This window comes from Acidaminococcus hominis (genome assembly GCF_900291475.1).
GTDB lineage: Bacteria > Bacillota > Negativicutes > Acidaminococcales > Acidaminococcaceae > Acidaminococcus > Acidaminococcus hominis.
In genome coordinates, this window is the sequence record NZ_OLMM01000003.1 from 39,089 (window position 1) to 59,076 (window position 19,988).

General features: G+C 54.5%; 15 protein-coding genes. 1 reads left to right on the plus strand and 14 read right to left on the minus strand.

Annotated features, from left to right (window positions below; translation table 11 throughout):
- Positions 1-1,730 precede the first annotated feature (1,730 nt).
- The 14 genes from C7E10_RS02430 to C7E10_RS02495 form a co-directional block, all read right to left on the minus strand.
- Entirely contained in the window at positions 1,731-3,467 is a 1,737-nt protein-coding gene (locus tag C7E10_RS02430) for a hybrid sensor histidine kinase/response regulator (protein ID WP_105325800.1), read from the minus strand.
- Between the two features lie 21 nt (positions 3,468-3,488).
- A complete protein-coding gene (locus C7E10_RS02435) occupies positions 3,489-4,634 on the minus strand; it encodes a S41 family peptidase (RefSeq protein ID WP_105325801.1) in 1,146 nt (381 codons plus the stop codon).
- Positions 4,635-4,649: 15 nt separating this feature from the next.
- Positions 4,650-5,792 (minus strand): murein hydrolase activator EnvC family protein, encoded by a 1,143-nt coding sequence (locus C7E10_RS02440; protein ID WP_105325802.1) that lies wholly within the window; start codon positions 5,790-5,792, stop codon positions 4,650-4,652.
- 13 nt (positions 5,793-5,805) lie between these two features.
- Positions 5,806-6,693, minus strand: coding sequence for a permease-like cell division protein FtsX (ftsX, locus tag C7E10_RS02445; protein WP_105325803.1), 888 nt, complete (start codon positions 6,691-6,693; stop codon positions 5,806-5,808).
- Positions 6,683-7,369 carry a cell division ATP-binding protein FtsE gene (ftsE, locus tag C7E10_RS02450; RefSeq protein WP_105325804.1) on the minus strand — a complete coding sequence of 229 codons (687 nt, stop codon included), beginning with the start codon at positions 7,367-7,369 and terminating at the stop codon, positions 6,683-6,685. The genes ftsX and ftsE overlap by 11 nt, the downstream gene beginning before the upstream one ends.
- Positions 7,370-7,387: 18 nt before the next feature.
- Positions 7,388-8,476, minus strand: a complete 1,089-nt coding sequence (gene csaB, locus C7E10_RS02455; protein ID WP_105325805.1) for a polysaccharide pyruvyl transferase CsaB — start codon at positions 8,474-8,476, stop codon at positions 7,388-7,390.
- On the minus strand, positions 8,469-10,559 hold the full coding sequence (locus C7E10_RS02460) for a DUF5693 family protein (RefSeq protein WP_105325806.1): 2,091 nt from the start codon (positions 10,557-10,559) through the stop codon (positions 8,469-8,471). Before C7E10_RS02460 ends, csaB begins: the two co-directional genes overlap by 8 nt.
- Before the next feature lie 29 nt (positions 10,560-10,588).
- Entirely contained in the window at positions 10,589-11,689 is a 1,101-nt protein-coding gene (prfB, locus tag C7E10_RS02465; RefSeq protein ID WP_105325807.1) for a peptide chain release factor 2, read from the minus strand.
- A 79-nt stretch (positions 11,690-11,768) separates the two neighbouring features.
- Positions 11,769-14,288 (minus strand): preprotein translocase subunit SecA, encoded by a 2,520-nt coding sequence (secA, locus tag C7E10_RS02470; protein WP_353937274.1) that lies wholly within the window; start codon positions 14,286-14,288, stop codon positions 11,769-11,771.
- A 140-nt stretch (positions 14,289-14,428) separates the two neighbouring features.
- The gene (hpf, locus tag C7E10_RS02475; RefSeq protein WP_105325809.1) at positions 14,429-14,974 is read right to left on the minus strand and encodes a ribosome hibernation-promoting factor, HPF/YfiA family; all 546 of its coding nucleotides are present in this window, start codon (positions 14,972-14,974) and stop codon (positions 14,429-14,431) included.
- Between the two features lie 171 nt (positions 14,975-15,145).
- Positions 15,146-15,865 (minus strand): amino acid ABC transporter ATP-binding protein, encoded by a 720-nt coding sequence (locus C7E10_RS02480; RefSeq protein WP_105325969.1) that lies wholly within the window; start codon positions 15,863-15,865, stop codon positions 15,146-15,148.
- Between the two features lies 1 nt (position 15,866).
- Positions 15,867-16,523 carry an amino acid ABC transporter permease gene (locus C7E10_RS02485; RefSeq protein ID WP_105325810.1) on the minus strand — a complete coding sequence of 219 codons (657 nt, stop codon included), beginning with the start codon at positions 16,521-16,523 and terminating at the stop codon, positions 15,867-15,869.
- 27 nt (positions 16,524-16,550) lie between these two features.
- On the minus strand, positions 16,551-17,327 hold the full coding sequence (locus C7E10_RS02490) for a basic amino acid ABC transporter substrate-binding protein (RefSeq protein ID WP_105325811.1): 777 nt from the start codon (positions 17,325-17,327) through the stop codon (positions 16,551-16,553).
- Between the two features lie 121 nt (positions 17,328-17,448).
- Entirely contained in the window at positions 17,449-18,237 is a 789-nt protein-coding gene (locus tag C7E10_RS02495; protein WP_105325812.1) for a basic amino acid ABC transporter substrate-binding protein, read from the minus strand.
- 976 nt (positions 18,238-19,213) lie between these two features.
- On the opposite strand from C7E10_RS02495, the gene C7E10_RS02500 reads away from it, so the two are divergent.
- Positions 19,214-19,975, plus strand: a complete 762-nt coding sequence (locus C7E10_RS02500) for a helix-turn-helix domain-containing protein (RefSeq protein WP_105325813.1) — start codon at positions 19,214-19,216, stop codon at positions 19,973-19,975.
- Positions 19,976-19,988 lie beyond the last annotated feature (13 nt).

Consider the following 19,988-nt stretch of genomic DNA (forward strand, 5'->3'; position numbering starts at 1 on the left):
CCTGCAATTTTTTTACAGGAAGAAACATCCCAGCCAACAACACCAAAATGGCCAAAATGCCCATTACATTTTATTATAACAGATACACCACGCCCCTGACCCATTTCAAGAAAAATTATTGAAATAAAAAAGAAAAACAGTAGGCCACACCAACACCCCCTTGACCGCACCAACCTTTAAAGGCTCCTCACTTTAGGGGGGAGCAGTCAGCCACGCAGTGGCTGACTGAGCGAGGATACCCGGAAAACATTGCCTGCAATGTTCGCTGACCGCACCAACCACCCAACGATTTGTCCAAATATTAGCGGCCCCCGGCCGCATGCCTTCCCCGCACAACAGCAGTCCCAAGCGGGGAAGGAAGCAATGCCGCCGGCATTGCAGGATGGGGCAACTACCTAAATTTCCGCACTAGCCCCTTTTAGCACACGACCAGTAGTGGTCTAAGAAAGCCTTCTGCAAACGTTGCGGTCACGTCCAAATATCTTTACAAGTTATCCAAAAGATATTTGGAATACGTGACCCATGTGATAGCTGCTCAGAAGGCAAGCCCGTAGGGCAACGCCGCCTGGCTAGCAGCGAACCACTGTAGAAGGTGTCATCCACAACGTGGATGACGGATGAAGTTCAATCCAATAGGCCCGTAGGGCCAGCCCAAAGAGCGCCCATAGCTCTCGCCTTTGGGAGTCGTATCCACCGTTCAAGGCATCAGCCGCAGAAAGGTGGAATATACGACCCCTGTGATAGCTGCCCAGAAGGCAAGCCCGCAGGGCGACGCCGCCTGGCTAGCAGCGAACCACTATGCGGCCGCATCCAAACAGCCCAACAAATTCTGCAAGGGGCTGTTTGGTCAATAAGGCCCATGCGATAGCCGTCCGTGAGCCGAACCCTCAGGGTGACGGGGAACGGAATACGGCGAACCGCTTACGGCCGCATCCAAACATCCCCACAGTTTTCCAAAGGATGTTTGGTTAATAAGGCCCATGCGATAGCGGCCTGCAAAGCAAGTCCGTAGGACGCAGCTGCGCAGCGAGCCGCGAACCGCTAGGAGAGCTGTCACCGCAGGCTGACTAAGGGAGTCGTATCCATTTCTCAAGGCCTCTGGCCGTAGAGAAATGGAATATACGACCCCTGTGATAGCGGCCCGCGAAGTAAGCCTGAAGGGCGTAACTGAGTGGGTAGCCGCGAACCGCTCGAGGATACCCCGCACCATCGCCTGCAATGTACGCTGACCGCACCAACATCCCAAAGGGCCACTACCTGCATTTATGCACTAGCCTCCCCATTTAGCACACGACCACTAGTGGCTTAGAACGCCTCTTTCAAGCGTTGCGGTCACGTCCAAACAGCGTCACAGGTATTCTAGAAGCTGTTTGGTACACGTGACCCATGTGATAGCCGTCCAAGAAGCAAATCCGCAAGGACGCTGCTGATTGGAGCACGGCGAACCACTAAAGAGGTGGCATCCACAGCGTGGATGACGAAGAAAGTTTAAAATTGGCCATCACCAACACCCCATGGACCGCACGTCCCGCCAAAACCTCTACCCTTTAGGGGAGAGGAAAGCATCCCCTTTCCACCGGCCGCAGTGTGATTGAAAGGGGATGCAGGAGAGGGGATACCCGGCATCAGCACACATCAGGTCCATTGCCCGCACCAAAAAGGCATACTGCTGACGCTCCCGCATCAGCAGTATGCCTTTTCCTATCGTTATTCTATCGTTATTCTTACCCTTACAAAAAACTCAGCAGAACCTGCAGCAGCTGCTCCTTCTCCAGCGGCTTCACCAACTGCCCGTTCATTCCATTCTTCAGCGCCTGGGCCACATCCTCCGAAATCAGGTTCTCCGTCATGGCGATAATGGGCACCGTCTTGGCGTCCTCTCGGTCCATAGCCCGAATCACCTTGGCCGCCTCATTGCCGTTCATAACCGGCATATCCAGATCCAGCAAAATGGCGTCATAGGTATGGGGCGCAGCCTGGGCAAACTTGTCGCAGGCTTCCTTGCCGTTGGTCACCCGGTCCAGCAGCATCCCCAAAGGTGCCGTAATCTTCTCCAGCACCTGGGCGTTCAAATCGCTGTCTTCTGCCACCAGGAGGTGCTTGCCCTGGAGATGAACCTCCTCCGCCGTCAGCTTGGCCGCATGCTTTTCGTAGCCAAAGGGCAGCTCAATGGTAAACCGCATCCCCTTGCCTTCCGCCTGGTCGGCCTTGATCACCCCGCCCAGTACGTGCACCAGGTTGTGGGTCACCGCCAGCCCCAGACCGCCGTGGACCGTATTCCCGTCCACCTGGCTGGACAGCTCAAAGGGCAGGAACACCTTATCCAGCATATTCTCCGGCACTTCCATGCCCTCGCACTGGACCACCGCTTCCAGGCACACCCGTTTGTGCTTGATGGCCTTTTCCCGAATCTGGCAGGTCACCTTGTGCTGGGCTTCCGTAAACAGCATAGCGTTGTTCAGCACATTTAACAGCACCTGTTCCAGCCGGTTCTGATCCCCCAAGAGCCGAGGATACTGCAAAGCCTCCACCTGCATGGAAAAATCAAGCTGCCGCTTGGCCGCCTCGTCCTGGAACACCTGGTTCAACGAATCCAGCAGCTTCTGTACGTCAAAGGCTTCGTAATGGGTCTGCAAGGTGCCATTTTCCATGGCAGACAGGTCGATAACATCGTTCAGCACCCCCAAAAGGTACCGGACCTGCTCCTGGCTTTCCCGTACATATTCCTTCCGGGTTTCCTGGCTGGCTTCGTCCTCCGCCAGGGTCAGATACCCCATAATGGAGTGCAGCGCTTCCCGGGTATCCTTGCTGATGTGGGCCATAAACTTGCTCTTGGCCTCCGCCAGTTCCCGGGCCTGGTCCATGGCGCTGGTGAGCTGGGCCCGCCGCTCCATTTCCTGGCTGTGCATATCGTCCACCCCATGCTTTAGGAGCAGGCAGCTCCGGCGATGGGTCTTATCCTTCTTGATGCCCTGGAGCAAATAGGACATCCACCGATAGGAGCCGTCCTTCTGCTTTTCCCGGGCAGTAAATTCCACCTGGCCGCAGGTCTTCATGGCCTTTTCCACCGCCGACCGCAGGAAATCTTCCGTGTACTTCCGGGCGTCCTCCGGATGGAGTTCCCCGGCCAGTTCCGTTACGTTCTGGAACGGCTTTTCCTGCACATTCAGCTTTCCATCGTGAATCACATAGGTATAGCAAATCTGGTTTTTCCAGTCGATGTCCTCCATCTGCTCGTAGGTATCGCACAAATGGGAAATCAGCTTGGAAAGCCGGTACTTGATGCCCCGCTGCCGCCGTACCTGCCGGGCCCGGTATTGGTACAGCACCAAAAGCAGAATCACCAAAGCCAGCAGGATTTTTAACCCGGTCCACACATAGGGCCAGGCCGCCAGCCTCCCGGCGTCGGTAGTCAGATATGCGTTCCATCCCTGAAAATGACTGCTCAGTTGATTGAAAATATCCATCGTACACTCTCCTGACCTGTGTTATTGCAGCTGCTCTTTTAAATACGCTTCCGCCGCCTGCACCTGATTGGTGCCGTACTCGTCCTCCGCAGCCACCGCCACGTCCGGCGTAATCCCCACCTTGTCGATGCTCCGGCCGCTGGGGGTATAGTACTTGGCTACCGTCAGCTTTACCGCCGTGTCCGGGGACAGCAGGAACACGTTCTGCACCACGCCCTTGCCGTAGGTCTTCTCCCCAAACAGCTGGCCCGCATGGGTGTCCTGGATGGCCCCGGCCACAATCTCTGCCGCCGACGCCGTTCCCTTGTTCACCAGCACCGCCAGAGGATACGGGAATTTGTCCAAAGTGGACGATTCCGTCATGGTCTTGCCCTGCTTGTCCGTTACCGACACAATGGGACCCTTGGGCACCAGGCACTGGGCCACGGCCACCCCGCTGCTGAGCAGTCCCCCCGGGTTGTCCCGCAGGTCCAGCACCAGAGCTTTCATTCCCTGGTCCTCCAGCTTCTTCAGCTCCGCCTGGAAATCCTTCCCGGTATCCTCACTGAAGTTGGTAATCCGGATATAGCCGATATTGCCGTCTTCCATTTTCCCGTAGACACTCTTGATTTTAATATCCCCCCGGGTAATGGTGTAGGTCTGAGGTTCTTCTTCCCCCCGCTGGAGCAGCAGCTGCACCTGGGTGCCGTCCTGGCCCCGGATCTGCTTTACCACATCGCTGAGGCTTTCCCCCGCCAGTTCCTTGCCGTCAATCTGCAGCAGCACGTCCCCGGACTTGATTCCCGCCTTGTAGGCCGGTGTATCCTCAATGGGCGATACCACCACAAAGGTATGGTCATCCTTCATGCCCATCACCATGCCCACCCCGCCAAAATGGCCTTCGGTCATGGTATTCAGGGCAGCAAAATCCTGGTTGTCCAAATAGGTGGAGTACGGGTCCCCCAGCTGCTTCACCATCCCGTTCAGGGCGCCATCATAAATCTTCTTCCGGTCCGCTTCCCCTACATAATGCTGCTGAATCAGATGCATGGTCCGGACAATCTCACCCAGAGCCTCCGGATCCCCCACCCAGTTTTTCAGCAGATAATAGGACCCGCCGCAGAACACCCCCAAAGACAGGAAAAACGTTCCCAGGAGGGCCGCAGCGCTGTATTTTTTCTTAAACATAGATTCTCTTCTCCTTTACGGCAGATAATCCAAAGGCTGGGTTACCTCGCCGTGGACCCGGACCTCAAAATGGCAGTGGGGACCGGTGGAATCACCGGTACTGCCGGCCTGGGCAATCACCTGACCCTTGCTGACGGACTCCCCTTCGCTGACATTCAGCGAAGTATTGTGCCCGTACAGCGTCACCAGGCCGCCCCCATGGTCAATCATAACCGCATTGCCGTAGCCGCCCATCCAGCCGGCGTAGATTACCACGCCGCCATCGGCCGCCCGAATCGGGTCGCCGTAGTCGCAGGCAATATCAATCCCCGCGTGGAAAATCTGGGTTCCCCAAATGGGGTGTACCCGCCAGCCAAAAGGTGACGTAATCTCCCCGTAGATGGGCCAGCTCAGCCGTCCGGAGCCGTGCTGGGCCGCCGTAATCCGTCCCTGCTCCTCCATGCGCTTGATCATGTCCGTAATCTGGGCACTGCTGCGCTGGAGTTCCTCGTACTCCGCATCCAGTTGGGCTTTTTCCGCCAGGGCCTGTTCGTACAGGGCCTGCCGTTCCGCCGTCTTCTGCTGCACCAGCTGCTGCTTGGCCGCTACCTGGGCGTGGGTGGCGTCCAGGTCCCGCTTGTTGGCCTCCAGGGTAGCCTGCTGGGCCTGCAAGGCTTCCTTCTGGGTTTCCAGCCGGGCAATCAGGGCAAAGTCCCGGTGGATTACCCGCTGGAGCAGGAACATCCGGGACGCAAAATCCCGGAAATCCGTGGACCCCAGCAGCACATCCAGGTAATTCACCTGACCGTTTTCATAAATATCCCGCAGACGCTTTTTGTAGATTTCCCGGGTCCTGTCGTAATCCTGCTGCTTGGCGTAGAGCGCCGCCTCGTTCTGCCGGATCTGGATTTCCAGGTCACGCTGCCGGCCCTCCACCTCCGCCAGTTCCCGTTTGGCCGCTGCCAGCTCGTTCTGGGCAGCAATCAGCCGGTCCACCGCAGATTTGATTTCCGCCTTCTTGTTTTCCCGCTGGGCGTCCTTTTCTTCCATCTGCTGCTGCACGTCCTGCAGCTCCGCTTTCTTGTCCTCAATGGATTCCGCCTGGGTCACCGCTGCCGAAAGCTGCAGCGAAACAAGGAGTGCCGCCAGGAGCGCTGCTCCCGTTTTCCCTTTCTTCATGCGCCCGCCCCCCTTATACGTCCAGGAACTTGCGCAGGGAAATGCTGCTGCCGCAGGCCCCAATCAGGGTGCCCACCACAATCAGCCCGCCGCACAGATAGTACATATACGGCCAGCTGGGCAGCATAGGAAAGAAGGACAGGGTGGCGTAGATTTTCTGCTGGGCCGCATTATACAGTTGGAACAGGGCTGCGGCGGCAATGGCTGCCCCCACAAACCCGATAATCATCCCTTCCAAAAGGAAAGGCCAGCGGATAAACCAGTCCGTGGCACCCACGTACTTCATAATATTCACTTCCCGCCGCCGGGCAAATACCGTAATGCGGATGGTATTGGAAATAATAAACAGCGTGGCAATGGCCAGCATCAGGATGAGCGCAACGCCCCCCACCCGAAGAATCCTGGTCAGCTGAAAAATATGTTCCACCACTTCCTGGCCGAACTTGGCAGTTTCCACCCCGGGCATCTTTTCGATGACGGGTACCAGCTGCCCAATCCGTTCCGGCCGGTCCACCTGGATTTCAAAGGAATACGGGAACGGGTTGTCTTCCCCCAGGGCGTCCAGCAGCTTCTGCTGCTCCCCCAGCCGCTCCTTGAAATTCTTCAGAGCCTGGGCCTTGGTCACCGGGGTCACCTTCACAATGCCCTCGGTGCCCCGCAAGGCGGCATCCATATTTTTTAACTGATCAGCCGTGGCCGAATCAGCCATATACACCGTTACCTGCACCTGATTTTCCAGATGCTTCGCCAGATTGTTCACATTCAGCACCATGGTAAGAAACATCCCCAGCACCAGAATGGACAGCGCCACCGTGGAGATGGACGCAATGCTCATGAGAGAATTGCGCTTCAGGGAGGTAAAGGTTTCTTTCAGATAATACCAGATTGTACTAAAGTTCATAACCGTAAACTCCTTTGAGATCATCCCGCACGATCTGCCCATTTTCAATGGCAATGACGCGTTTTTGCATGTAGTCCACCATGGTCTTGTCATGGGTTGCCATGATAATGGTGGTTCCATTATGGTTGATCTGGGAGAAAATGTTCATGATTTCCATACTGGTTTCCGGGTCCAGGTTGCCCGTAGGCTCATCGGCAATCACCAGCAAAGGATCGTTGACAATGGCCCTGGCAATGGCCACCCGCTGCTGTTCCCCGCCGGACATCTCACCGGGGTAATTCTTCCCCCGGCCCTTCAGTCCCACCAGTTCCAGCACCTCGTTGACCCGGTTCTTGATTTTATGGGCAGGCGTTTCAATGACCTGCATGGCAAAGGCAATATTTTCGTAAGCCGTCCGATCGTTCAGCAGGCGGTAATCCTGGAATACGATGCCCAGCTGCCGTCTGAGAAAAGGAATCTCACTGCGCCGCAGCTTCATCACATCCACGCCATCTACCAGAATCTGGCCGGAAGTAGGTTCGATTTCCCGGGAAATCAGCCGCACAAAAGTGGATTTCCCCGCCCCGCTGGGCCCTACCAGAAAAACAAATTCCCCCGGCTTAATATGCACGTTGATATCCGAAAGAGCCACCGCTCCCCCTGGATATACCTTACCGGCATGCTTCATTACCAGCACGATTCCCGCCTCCTTCAATTATTGTCGGCTCAGTTCCACCGCTCTTTCAATATTCTTTTCCGCTTCCTGGCGCAGGGCCTGGATCTGTTCCCGGCCCTGCCGGCCATCCTGCTGCCACAGCTCCCGGGCCATGGAGAGGATTTCCCCAGCGGTAATCTTGTCAATGGTATTCACCACGTTGCCCTTCATCCCGGCCACAAACCGGTCCACCTTGGGATCGTAGGAAACCGCCATCAGCGGCACATCGTTAATGGCCGCAAACACCAGGGCGTGGAGCCGCATGCCAATCAGCAGATGCAGCCCGCTGATAAGGTCCTGGTACTCCTGGGTGGAGCACTTCTGGTCCAGCATATACACATCCTGCTGGTTTTCCATAGCCGCTGCCACCGCCTGGGACAGCTCCGCGTCCGCCGGAAATTGTAGCGGAATAAAGAGAATCTGGGCCCCAAACTCCCACTTCAGGGCATCGGCCGCACCGGCAAACTCCCGGCTAAACCGTGCCTCCCCCTTCCAGTGGCGCAGGGCAAAGCCCACCACCGGCCGGTTCAGGTCCACCCCCAGTTTGGCCAGGAGCCGCTTTCCTTCTTCCTTTCGTCCCGGCGGCAGGGAAAACACCGCATCCGAGGTAACCAGCACCCGGCTGGCGGGAATCCCCATGGCATTTAAATCCTCCAGAGAACCGTCGTCCCGGACCGTAATCAGGTCCGCCCGGCTGCAAATCAGCCGGGTGAGCAGCCGGCACACACCGCCCCGAATGGGCCCAATGCCCTGGGCAAACAGCATCACCCTCCGGCCCAAAAGCCGGGCCAGGGCAATAATGCTGAGATAATACAACAGACTGATATGACTGGTCACGTTCTGCAGCAGGCTTCCCCCGCCCGAAAGCAAAAGGTCCGTGTGCAGCATGGCCTTCAGGATTCCCAGGGGCGCAAACCGGTGCACCGCCTTTACCTGGTGCAGCTTGCTGGTGGCTTCAGGATGACCGGATATCACGGTAATTTCTACACTGGGGTCCTTTTTTCTGAGAGCCGTAATAATGGCCGTCAGCATGGCTTCGTCCCCGGCGTTGGAAAACCCGTAGTAGCCGGAAATCAGAATCTTACCCAAGAGTGTCCCTCCTTGCCAAAAGGCGCTGCACATGAGGATAAGCCCAGGCAAACAGTACCAGGGCAATGAGCCCCAGCACCACCCCTACCGCATACCCATCCAAGGCCCGCACATAGGACATGAGAATGGGAGAACGCATATGGCAGAAGGTCTGTACCAAAGACCCCTGGCCAATCACCGCGCCCACGGCACACAGCCCGTAGAACCAGGTGGGCAGCTTTTTCCAGGCAGCCCAGGCCGCCAGGAAGAAGGCCGGATGGCCAATCATAAATTCCTTTTCCCGGGGACGGGCCCACATGGTCTCCTCCAGGAAGTAGCGCAGCTTCTGCTCAATGGCAGGCACCGGCACCCCGGCCGTATGGCCGCTGCGGCCGATAAATACCCAGGCCACAAAAGCGAAGATTCCCAGCACCAAAAAGGCGTTGAGATTCAGCGGCCGCTTCAGGAACCCTTCCAGTCTGGCCACCGGCTTACGCCAGTTTTCCCCTTTGTTCCAGAACCCGTGGTTCTTCATGAACAGAAGGAACACCAGGCACACCGGCAGCATAAAGGTGGCCTTGACCCCCCGGTAGATATCCATTTCCAAAAGGAACCGGGTATCGCTGAGCACCCCGCCAAGAAGGCTGGCGCCAATCAGGGATAACACCATAGTTACAAACAAATCCACCACCGTCCGGCCGGCCAGGGCCCCAAAGGAGCCCTCCTGCCCCCGGCGCTTCCAGATTTCCAGCATCCGGGCCATGGACAGCACCGGGAAAATCACCGCTGCCCCAAAGGCAATGCCCTGCCGGGCCAGCAGCGTAGGTCCAAATACCGAGGCCGAAATCACAGCCCCCAGGCCCACCACCGCTTTGGTGTAATGTTTTTCCGGCAGCACGTCCAGCAGCAGGAAATACAGACACCAGGCAGCTGCCAGAGAGAAAGCCAGCGGAATGTACCACAGCTTGGACGGCTGGTACACCTGGTAAATGTCAGCCCGGCCAGAGGTAAAGCCCTTGCTGGCCACGTCTTTGTTCACTGCTTCCACATAGTCCAGATTGGTCTGGAGCAGGGTCTTGTTGTCCCGGGGCGTCAGGAACGTCTTGATGTAGTTCACCCGGATATTCCGTTCCTCGTCGGACAGGGACCAGCGCCGGAACGCATCAAACACCTGCATCTTCCGCTGTTCCGCATCGGCAATCACGTAGGTCCTGGCCACCTGGTAATGAGTCAGGTCCGCCAGCTTGGTCAGCCCTTCCAGGTTCACAAACTGCAATTGGGTGACCCCTTCCACCATGCCCAGAGTAATATGCCGTGCATCCAGGTCCTTGGCCACCAGCGGCAGCTGTTCCTTGTTGCCCAGCATCTGCTTGCCGCTGCCAATCATCAGGGACACCGTAGCCCCGCTGTTATCCAACCGGTTAAACAGCGCCTCGATCTGTTCCGGGGCGGAGGCAGCCCCCGCCGTGTACCGCTCGCTGTAGTTGGTAGGGCGAATGGCTACCATAAAGCCATTTTTCGTTACATCTTGGAGTTCGTCCGTGGAGGGCCCCAGGTCCATTTCCCGGATTCCCCGCTGGTCCCCGGCAATGGGGTTCTTGCTCACCACCGTATCCCCGGTAAACCGCAGGATCCGGGGCGCCGCACTAAGCTCCACAATCCGGTCCGCCCCAAAGCGCAGCCGGATATCCTCCACCGCCTCGTTCAGGGCCCGGGGAGACTGCCCCTCGGACAGATAGACTGCATCAGTTACAAAATCAGGATTGTCCGTAATGGCCTGCCAGGCAGGGCTCAGCGCCCCCAGTTTTCTCTGGCTCAGCAGCTGGGCACCGGTCACTACATTCACTGCCCCGCTTTGGGACAATTTATCCAGATTGGTATCAAACACCGCCAGGGTGGTAACCTCCCGGTCCTTGAATTCCTTGAACACCGTTTCCTTGGGAACCCCTTCTTCCTGGGCAATCCGCACCAGGCTGTTGTATTCCATCACGGTTTCAATCTGCTTGTTGGCTTTTTCCACCTGGATGCGCTGCCAGTTCAGGTTCAGGGAACAAACCAGTCCCAGACCCACCAGTGCCGCGAATAATTTTTTATAGTTCTTCATATACGGTTACTCTCCCTAAGCCAGTCCCATTAATGCTTCAGGCTGCGCAGATAACTTTCCACAAACAGGTCCAGGTCGCCGTCCATCACGGCCTGCACATTCCCGGTTTCCGCACCGGTCCGGTGATCCTTTACCATGGTATAGGGCTGGAACACGTAGGAACGAATCTGGCTGCCCCATTCGATGGCCTGGTAATCCCCGGCCAAATCGCTGATTTTCTTGTCCTGAATGGCCTTTTCGTATTCAAACAGCTTGGCCCGCAAGAGAGCCAGGCAGCGTTCCTTGTTTTGCAGCTGGGAACGTTCGTTCTGGCACTGCACCACAATCCCCGTAGGAATGTGGGTCATCCGCACTGCCGAAGACGTCTTGTTGACGTGCTGGCCGCCGGCGCCGCTGGCCCGGTAGTAGTCCACCCGCACATCGTCCATGTTGATATTCACTTCCACCGTGTTGTCGATTTCCGGCATCACGTCCACCGCAGAGAAAGACGTGTGCCGCCGGGCGTTGGCGTCAAAGGGAGAAATCCGCACCAGCCGGTGCACACCCTTTTCGCTTTTCAGATACCCGTAGGCATTGTGCCCGTTAATGGACAGCGTAGCACTCTTGATGCCCGCTTCTTCCCCGGGGAGCACGTCCAGCATTTCCACCGCAAAGCCCTTGCGCTCTGCATAGCGGGTAAACATCCGCATGAGCATGCTGGTCCAGTCCTGGGCCTCGGTGCCGCCGGCCCCGGCGTGTAGGGTCAAAATGGCATTGTTGCTGTCGTACTGGTCGCTGAGCAGCAGCCCCAGTTCCAGGTCCGCCAGAGTCTTCTTGCCCTTTTCCAGCTCGCCCTCAATTTCTTCCTGGAGACTGTCGTCGTTTTCTTCCACAGCCATTTCCCACAGGGTTTCAATATCCTCAATCTTCGTTTCCAGGGAATGGAAGGTATCCACATCACTTTTCAGATTGTTGGCTTCCTGGGCCACCTTTTGGGCCTTATCCGCATCGTCCCAGAACCCCGGAGCCGCCATCTGGTGCTCCAGGTCCTGAATCCGTTCTTCCTTTTGGGGGATTTTCAGGGCCCCGTTCATTTCCTGCAATTTGTCTTTCAAACCATTGATTTCCGGTTTTAGTTCTTCCAGTAACACCGTCCACAGCCCTTTCTCAGTTTAGTTTTAAAAACAAGGGAAACGAAGCCGGGAAAAGCCCCAGCTTCGTTCTTGTCAATCAGCTGTTTTTGCCACAGCAGTTTTTGTATTTTTTGCCGCTGCCGCAGGGGCAGGGATCGTTTCTTCCCACTTCAGGCTCGTGGGAAACCATCGCCGGTTCCCGGACCTGTTTCTCCGCGCCGTCCACGTTGGGATTGTTTACTTGGGCGTTGGACAAGTGGTCTTCCACCGCAGGCTGGGTCACCACGTTTACCCGGTACATGTACCGCACCACATCGTCCACAATCGTTTCCTTCATGGCTTCGAACATATCGTAGGCTTCAAATTTGTATTCTACCAAAGGATCCCGCTGGCCGTAAGCCCGCAGGCCAATGCCTTCCCGCAGGGCGTCCATGGCGTCCAGATGTTCCATCCAGTGGCCGTCCACCACCTTCAGCATCACCAGGTTCTCCAGTTCCCGCAGAATCGGAGCCCCAATGGCTTCTTCCCGGGCGTTGTAGGCATCTACGGCTACCTTATGCAGGTATTCGTCCAGCTCTTCCCGGCTCATATTTTGCAGCGTCTCGGCCTTGAGCAGCCCCTGAGGCGCATAAAACTCCTCGGCGTAGGCAATCATACCCGGAATATCCCAATCCTCGCTGTAGGCGTCAGGAGGAGCGTACATGCTTAGCGTCCGGTCCACAATATGGCTGGCCATGTTCAGCACATCGTCCTTCAGGTCCGCCCGCTCCAGAATCTTCCGGCGCTGGTCGTAGATAACCTCTCTCTGCTGGTTCATTACATCGTCGTATTCCAGTACGTGTTTCCGGATATCGAAGTTCCGGGATTCCACCTTCTTCTGGGCGTTCTCGATGGAACGGGTAACCAGCTTGTGTTCGATGGGTTCGTCTTCTTCCATTCCCAGCTTGTCCATAATGCCGGAAATATTGTCGGAACCAAACAGCCGCATCAGATCATCTTCCAGGGACAGGTAGAAACGGGTAGAGCCCGGGTCCCCCTGACGGGCGCAGCGGCCCCGCAGCTGGTTGTCGATACGGCGGGATTCGTGCCGTTCCGTACCAATGATGTGCAGGCCGCCCAGTTCAGCGACCCCTTCACCCAGGGTAATATCCGTACCACGGCCAGCCATGTTGGTGGCAATGGTCACGGCGCCCATCTGGCCGGCGTCGGCCACGATTTCAGCTTCCTTTTCGTGGTACTTGGCGTTCAGCACATTGTGCTGGATGCCCTTCTTCTTCAGCATATCGGACAGTTCTTCGGACTGCTGAATGGAAGTAGTACCTACCAGCACCGGCCGACCCTTGGCGTGCAGCTCCTCAATGGCCTTGACTACCGCCCGGTACTTGGCCTTCTTGGTCTTGTAGATAACATCCGGATAGTCGATACGGATGTTGGGTTTATTGGTGGGCACCACGTAAACGCTGAGCCCGTAAATCTTCTGGAATTCCTGTTCTTCCGTCTTGGCCGTACCAGTCATGCCGGACAGCTTGTCGTACATCCGGAAGTAGTTCTGGAAGGTAATGGTTGCCAGGGTCTGGCTTTCCCGTTCCACCTTCACATGTTCCTTGGCTTCGATAGCCTGGTGCAGCCCTTCGGAGAAACGGCGGCCGTACATCAGCCGGCCGGTGAATTCGTCAACAATAATGACTTCTCCGTCCTTGACCACATAGTCCCGGTCCCGGAACATCAGGGCTTTGGCCTTCAGGGCGGCCATCAGCTGGTGGGACAGGTCCACGCCGTTTTCCCCGGCGTACATATTCTGGACCCCCAGCATTTTTTCCGCCTTGGCAATACCCACTTCCGTAGGTGCCACGGTCTTTTGCTTTTCGTCCACCGTGTAGTCCACATCTTTTTTCATATTGGCTACTACGGAAGCCATCACATTGTACAGGTCCGTGGATTTTTCCCCCGGGCCGGAAATGATAAGCGGCGTTCTGGCCTCATCAATCAGGATACTGTCCACTTCGTCCACGATGGCGTAATGCAGCGGGCGCTGTACCATCTGGTCTTCGGACACCACCATGTTGTCCCGCAGATAGTCAAACCCAAATTCATTGTTGGTCCCGTAGGTAATATCAGCCGCATAAGCCGCCTTCCGGGCAGGGAAATCCATGTCGTGGATAATCAGCCCCACGGACAGCCCCAGGAACCGGAATACCCGGCCCATGTCTTCACTGTCCCGGCGGGCCAGGTAATCGTTGACCGTTACCACGTGCACGCCCTTGCCTTCCAGTGCGTTCAAATACGCGGGCAGGGTGGCCACCAGGGTTTTCCCTTCACCAGTACGCATTTCCGCAATATTGCCCCGGTGCAGGATGCAGCCGCCGATGAGCTGTACGTCGAAATGACGCATACCCATCACCCGTTTTGCCGCCTCCCGGACCACCGCAAAGGCTTCCGGCAACAGGTCATCCAGGGTTTCCCCCTTGGACAGCCGCAGCCGGAATTCGCTGGTCTTAGCGCACAGCCGTGCGTCACTTAAACCGGCCATTTCCGGTTCCAGCGCATTAATCTTATTTACATAGTTTTGGCATACCTTCAACTCTTTAGCGTTAGGGTCGCCAAAGACTACTTTCATTAGCTTTTCCAGCAACGAGATCACTCCTCATAAGTGCAAAAAATCCTACTAAGCCTATTTTCTAATTGTAGCAAATAGGTATATGAAAGTCAAAAAGAGTCGAGGCAAAAGCCTCGACTCTTTGTAAACAATTCATGAAATCAGGACAATTCCGGATTGATCAAGCCGTAATCGCCATTTTTCCGCCGATATACGATGGCAATCTGTTCCGTTTCATCGTTGAAGAAAACGAAGAAATCATGGTTCAGCATGTTCATCTGCATAATGGCTTCCTGCACGCCCATGGGACGCATCCGGTAGGTCTTGTTGCGGACCACCTTGAATTCTTCCGTTTCTTCCGGAACCTCTTCACTGAGCTCCGGCAACGGAGCCGGTTCTTCATCACGGAAGTTGCTGTATTTCCGTTTCATCAGACGGGTCTTATACTTGTGAATCTGTCTTTCGATCTTGGCAACACATTTATCAATGGATGCATACATATCATCGGAAGTTTCTTGCGCTCTCAATACAATCCCGCTGGCCGGTACGGTGATTTCCACAATGTGGTTTCCCCGTTCCACCCGCATTACCGCCGTAATTTCACCCACCGTCTTGAACTGTTTGGTGATGGTCACAATCCGTTTTTCCACATAGTCTTTTAATGCAGGGGTGACCTCAATGTTTTTACCACGTACTCTTACTGCCATAATAACTACCTCCTCACCAACAGGACGTTTCCTGTTCGTTCTTATGGTATTATTTCTACAGTACCTTCCGTATTCCTGCAAAGAATTAAAAATTCTTGTAAGTTTTTTTCTTATAAGTAACTCTTTGTAACAATTGTTTACACAATCGCCCCAAAATTACCCCCAAAACCCTTACAGAATCTTGGACAGGAAGCTGGCCGCCCGTTCGTTTTTCGGATGGGCAAAGAATTCCTTCGGTTCAGCCTCTTCCAGAATCTTCCCCTGGTCCAGGAACAGCACCCGGTGCCCCACTTCACGGGCAAACCCCATTTCGTGGGTAACCACCACCATGGTCATGCCTTCCTTGGCCAGCTGCTTCATAACGTCCAGTACTTCGTTGATCATTTCCGGATCCAGCGCCGAGGTCGGTTCGTCAAACAGCATAGCCTTGGGCTTCATGCATAGCGCCCGGGCAATAGCCACCCGCTGCTGCTGGCCGCCGGACAGGGAGTTGGGATAGCTGTCAGCCTTTTCCAAAAGCCCTACCTTGGTCAGATACCGTTCCGCCAGTTCCACCGCTTCTTCCTTCTTGACGCCCCGGACCTTCATAGGCGCCAGGATCAGGTTTTCCATCACCGTCATATGGGGGAACAGATTGAAACGCTGGAACACCATGCCGATTTCCTTCCGGACCTCGTTGATGTTGGCTTCCCCGTTCAGAGGAATATTATCGAAGGTAATGGTGCCGGCCGTAGGCACTTCCAGATAGTTGATGCAGCGCAGGAACGTACTCTTGCCGCCGCCGGAAGGACCGATAACCACCACCACTTCCTTTTCCGCAATATCTACATCGATGCCCTTTAAAACTTCGTTGTCCCCGTAGCTTTTTCTCAGGCCGGAAATCTGTATCAATTTATCGTTCATCTTTCTTAAACCGCCTTTCCAAGAGGCCTACAAAACGGGCAACAGCCAGGGTCATAATCAGGTACAGCACAGCAACCGTCAGCCAGATTTCAAAAGAAGCATACGTCCGGGCAATAATCAGCTGGCCCCGACGGGTCAGTTCCTCAAACCCGATAACAGATACCAGGGAAGAATCCTTCAGCATGGCAATGAATTCGTTGCCCAGAGGAGGGATAATTCTCTTGAACGCCTGGGGCAGAATAATGTAGCGCATGGTCTGCCACCAGGTCATCCCCAGGCTCCGGCCAGCTTCCATCTGCCCTTTGTCGATGGATTCAATGCCGCCCCGGAACACTTCCGCCACATACGCACCACTGTTGATGGAGCAGGCCGCAATAGCAGCCACAAACGCATCCACCCGGTGATGGATCAGCGCCGGCAGCGCAAAATACACCAGGAAAATCTGAACCAGCAGAGGCGTGCCCCGCAGAAAGTCCACGTAAATGTTCCCCAAAATCCGCAGCGGCTTAATCCCCGACAGCCGGATTAGAGAAACAATGACCCCAATGGCCATACCAAAACCCACACTCAGGGCCGTAATCTCAATGGTAATGCCCGCCCCTGCCAATAGTAAGGGCAGGGACTGCTCAATAATTTCAAAGTTCATGCATTTTCACCCTTCTGCCAGGTAGCCTTATTTGGCTTTTTTATCAGTACCAAACCATTTGGTATAGATTTTGTCGTATTCACCGTTTTTCTTCAATTCAGCCAGTGCCTTGTTTACGTCAGCAGCCAGCTTGCTGTCCTTCTTGAAAGCCATCCCGTAATCTTCCGCTTCCAGAGTCTCGCCCACCAGCATAGCCTTATCCTTGCCTTCCTGGGTCAGGTAGTAGGCAGCCACCGGTTTGTCGATAATGACCGCATCCACACCCTTGTTGTTCAGTTCCAGGAATACCTGGGAGTTGGTATCAAAGCTGGTCACCTGAGCCCCGGGCACCTTGCCGGCACGTTCAGCACCCGTGGTGCCAATCTGTACCGCAATCTTCTTGCCTTCCAGGTCCTGGATTCCCTTGATGCCCGTTTCGTCCTTGCGGACCACCACTGTCAGACCAGAAGTATAGTACGGATCCGAGAAAGTCACAGCCTTCTGCCGGTCCGGCGTAATGCTCATGCCCGCAATGGCCATATCAATATTGCCGGAGTTCAGCGCCGGAATCAGCGCATCAAAGCCCATGTTCTGGATTTCCACTTTTCTGCCCAGCTGCTTGCCGATCGCCCGGGCCAAGTCCATATCAAAGCCCTCAAAATCACTGGAGTCCTGTTTCTGGAATTCAAAAGGAGCAAAAGTCGGTTCCGTACCCACCCGCAGAACCTTCTGATCATTGGCGGCCTGTTTGGAATCAGAACCGCAGCCAGCTGCCAGCATCATAACCGCAGCCATCGCACATAAGATTGCCGTGATTTTTTTCATAAAATTTTCCTCCATCATGATTGTATTTTCGATTCTAGGTAGATATTATACATCGAACCGTATCTTTATACAACCATTATGGAGGAAAAGGAAGAACAAAACCCTATGCAGTTAACCGCAATTATTTAGCAACCGTAAACCATTTGTCGTAAATCTTCTGATATTCGCCGTCTTTCTTCATCTCAGCCAAAGCCTTGTTCAGCTTGTCCAAAGTAGCCGTGTCCTTCTTGCCAACAGCAATCCCGTAGAAGTCACCCTTCTTAGGAGTACCCACACTCTTGGCATATTCAGAACCACCCTGTTTCAGGAAGTACTGCAATACCGGCAGGTCGCTGATCACCGCATCTGCACCACCATTTTTCAGTTCCAGGCAAGCCAGGTCACTGCTGTCAAAAGTCTTAACCGTAGCCCCTTCAATCTTGTGGGCTTCATCAGCACCAATCGTACCAATCTGTACAGCAATCGTCTTGCCCTTCAGATCTTCCAGACCCTTAATGCTGTCATTGTTCTTGCCCACAATTGCCATCAGACCAGATTCATAATACGGTTCCGTGAAGTTTACCTTTTGCTTCCGGGCATCCGTAATGCTCATACCAGTAATGATTGCATCAATGTTGCCCCCTTCCAAAGAAGGAATCAACCCATCAAACGGAATACTCTTGAATTCCACCTTTTCATAACCAGCCTTCTTGGCCAGCGCATTCATCAAATCAATATCAAACCCCATCATCTTCCCATCCTGCTTGTCCGTAAACTCAAACGGAGCAAAAGACGGGTTCGTCCCCACCGTCAGCACCTTTTTCGTATCAGCCTTCGCCGGAGCCGCATCCTTCTTCGCGTCAGAACCACACCCAGCAGCCAGCATCAGCATCGCCGCCAAAGCACACAAAACAGCCGTAACCTTTTTCATAAATATTCCTCCCAACAGATTATATTCAGTGGTATTTCCTTAAAATATGTGATTATTATACACTTATCCGTATTTTTATGCAAGTGATTTTAAAGAAAAGAATTGTATTTTGTCCCGCCCCACACCAATACCCCCTGAACCGCACGACCCTTAAAGGCTCCTCACTCTGGGAGACGCATCCGGCCCGTCATCACAGGATTCAATGGCGGGCCGGCTAATGCGTCCCCTGTGATAGCGGCCTGCAAAGCAAGTCCGTAGGACGCAGCAGCGCAGCGAGCCGCGAACCACTGCGAGAGCTGTCACCGCAGGCTGACTGAGGGAGTCGTATCCATTTCTCAAGGCCTCCGGCCGTGGAGAAATGGAATATACGACCCCTGTGATAGCGGCCCGCGAAGTAAGCCCGAAGGGCGTAACTGAGTGGGTAGCCGCGAACCACTGCGAGGATACCCCGCACCAGCACCAGGAATTCCGCTGACCGCACCAACAACCCAGCGGTCCCATCCAGGTATCAGCGGCCGCAGGCCGCAAGTGCCTTCCACTTACCTGTTCGCCGCGTTGCGCGAACAGGAGAAGGGGAAGGGTGGCATTGCCGTTGGCAATGCCGGGATGGGGTTCAAAACCCAACCTCCCGGAGGGCCACTACCAAACTCTCCGCACTAGCCCCGTTCAGCGCACGACCAGTGGTAGCCTAAGAACGCTTCCTGCAAGCATTGCGGCCGCATCCAAACAGCCCAACAAATTTTGCAAGAGGCTGTTTGGTTAATAAGGCCCATGCGATAGCCTTCCAAGAAGCAAGCATGGCAGTGCGCAGCTGATTGGTAAACGGCGAACCGCTGAGAGGATACCCGGAAAACATCGCCAGAAAGTCCGCTGACCGCACCAACCGCCTGGAGGGCCACTACCATACTCTCCGCACTAGCCCCATTCAGCACACGACCAGTAATGGCCTAGTAAGCCTTCTGCAAACTGGTATGCTATGAATAAAGTAGACTGGCATATAGTTAAACCTCCTGGATTCGTTGAAAGGAGAGTATGTAAAATGTCTATATCGAAAGTCAGTGCAGAGGATAAATTAAAGGCTGTCAAAGCTGTTCTTGCTCATGAAGAATCACCAATGGTTTCTACAAAAAGGTTAGGGGTTCACTGGAAAGCAGTACAGTATTGGGTAGATGAATATATAGGAAATGGTCCTGAGGTATTTAACAAAAGACAGGTTAAAAGTTATTCTGCTGATCTTAAGATCCAATGCGTAGAGGAATATCTTAAGGGCGAAACGACTATGTCCCAGCTGGTACAAAAATACGGATTAAAAAGTTCTCGTCAAATCAGAGACTGGTTAAAGAAGTATAATAGTCATGAGGAACTAAAAAGTTCGGGTACTGGAGGTGCCAAGATCATGACTAAAGCTAGACAAACGACCTTTGACGAGCGCGTTGAAATCGTAAAATACTGCATTGAAAACGGGAATGCTTACCATGAAACCGCTGAAAAGTTTAAGGTTTCCTACCAGCAAGTCAGAAATTACGTCTTAAAATATAATAAGTACAATACCGAAGGACTCATAGATGGGCGCGGACACAGGAAGCCAGTAGAAGTCCCTGAAGAAGCCCCTACAGAATATGAGTGTATGAAAGCTGAACTCAAACTGGCTAATGCAAAACTCAAAGCCAAGGATATGGAGATTGATTTCCTAAAAAAACTCGATATTGTGGAAAGGAGGCGGGATTCACACAAATAAGATATGGAGCCAT

What these genes read in the sequence shown, in the direction of transcription:
- C7E10_RS02430 (WP_105325800.1), bottom strand. Translation starts at nt 3,467, where the DNA reads ATGGATATTTTCAATCAACTGAGCAGTCATTTTCAGGGATGGAACGCA.
- C7E10_RS02435 (WP_105325801.1), bottom strand. Translation starts at nt 4,634, where the DNA reads ATGTTTAAGAAAAAATACAGCGCTGCGGCCCTCCTGGGAACGTTTTTC.
- C7E10_RS02440 (WP_105325802.1), bottom strand. Translation starts at nt 5,792, where the DNA reads ATGAAGAAAGGGAAAACGGGAGCAGCGCTCCTGGCGGCACTCCTTGTT.
- ftsX (WP_105325803.1), bottom strand. Translation starts at nt 6,693, where the DNA reads ATGAACTTTAGTACAATCTGGTATTATCTGAAAGAAACCTTTACCTCC.
- C7E10_RS02460 (WP_105325806.1), bottom strand. Translation starts at nt 10,559, where the DNA reads ATGAAGAACTATAAAAAATTATTCGCGGCACTGGTGGGTCTGGGACTG.
- secA (WP_353937274.1), bottom strand. Translation starts at nt 14,288, where the DNA reads ATGAAAGTAGTCTTTGGCGACCCTAACGCTAAAGAGTTGAAGGTATGC.
- hpf (WP_105325809.1), bottom strand. Translation starts at nt 14,974, where the DNA reads ATGGCAGTAAGAGTACGTGGTAAAAACATTGAGGTCACCCCTGCATTA.
- C7E10_RS02485 (WP_105325810.1), bottom strand. Translation starts at nt 16,523, where the DNA reads ATGAACTTTGAAATTATTGAGCAGTCCCTGCCCTTACTATTGGCAGGG.
- C7E10_RS02490 (WP_105325811.1), bottom strand. Translation starts at nt 17,327, where the DNA reads ATGAAAAAAATCACGGCAATCTTATGTGCGATGGCTGCGGTTATGATG.
- C7E10_RS02495 (WP_105325812.1), bottom strand. Translation starts at nt 18,237, where the DNA reads ATGAAAAAGGTTACGGCTGTTTTGTGTGCTTTGGCGGCGATGCTGATG.
- C7E10_RS02500 (WP_105325813.1), top strand. Translation starts at nt 19,214, where the DNA reads ATGAATAAAGTAGACTGGCATATAGTTAAACCTCCTGGATTCGTTGAA.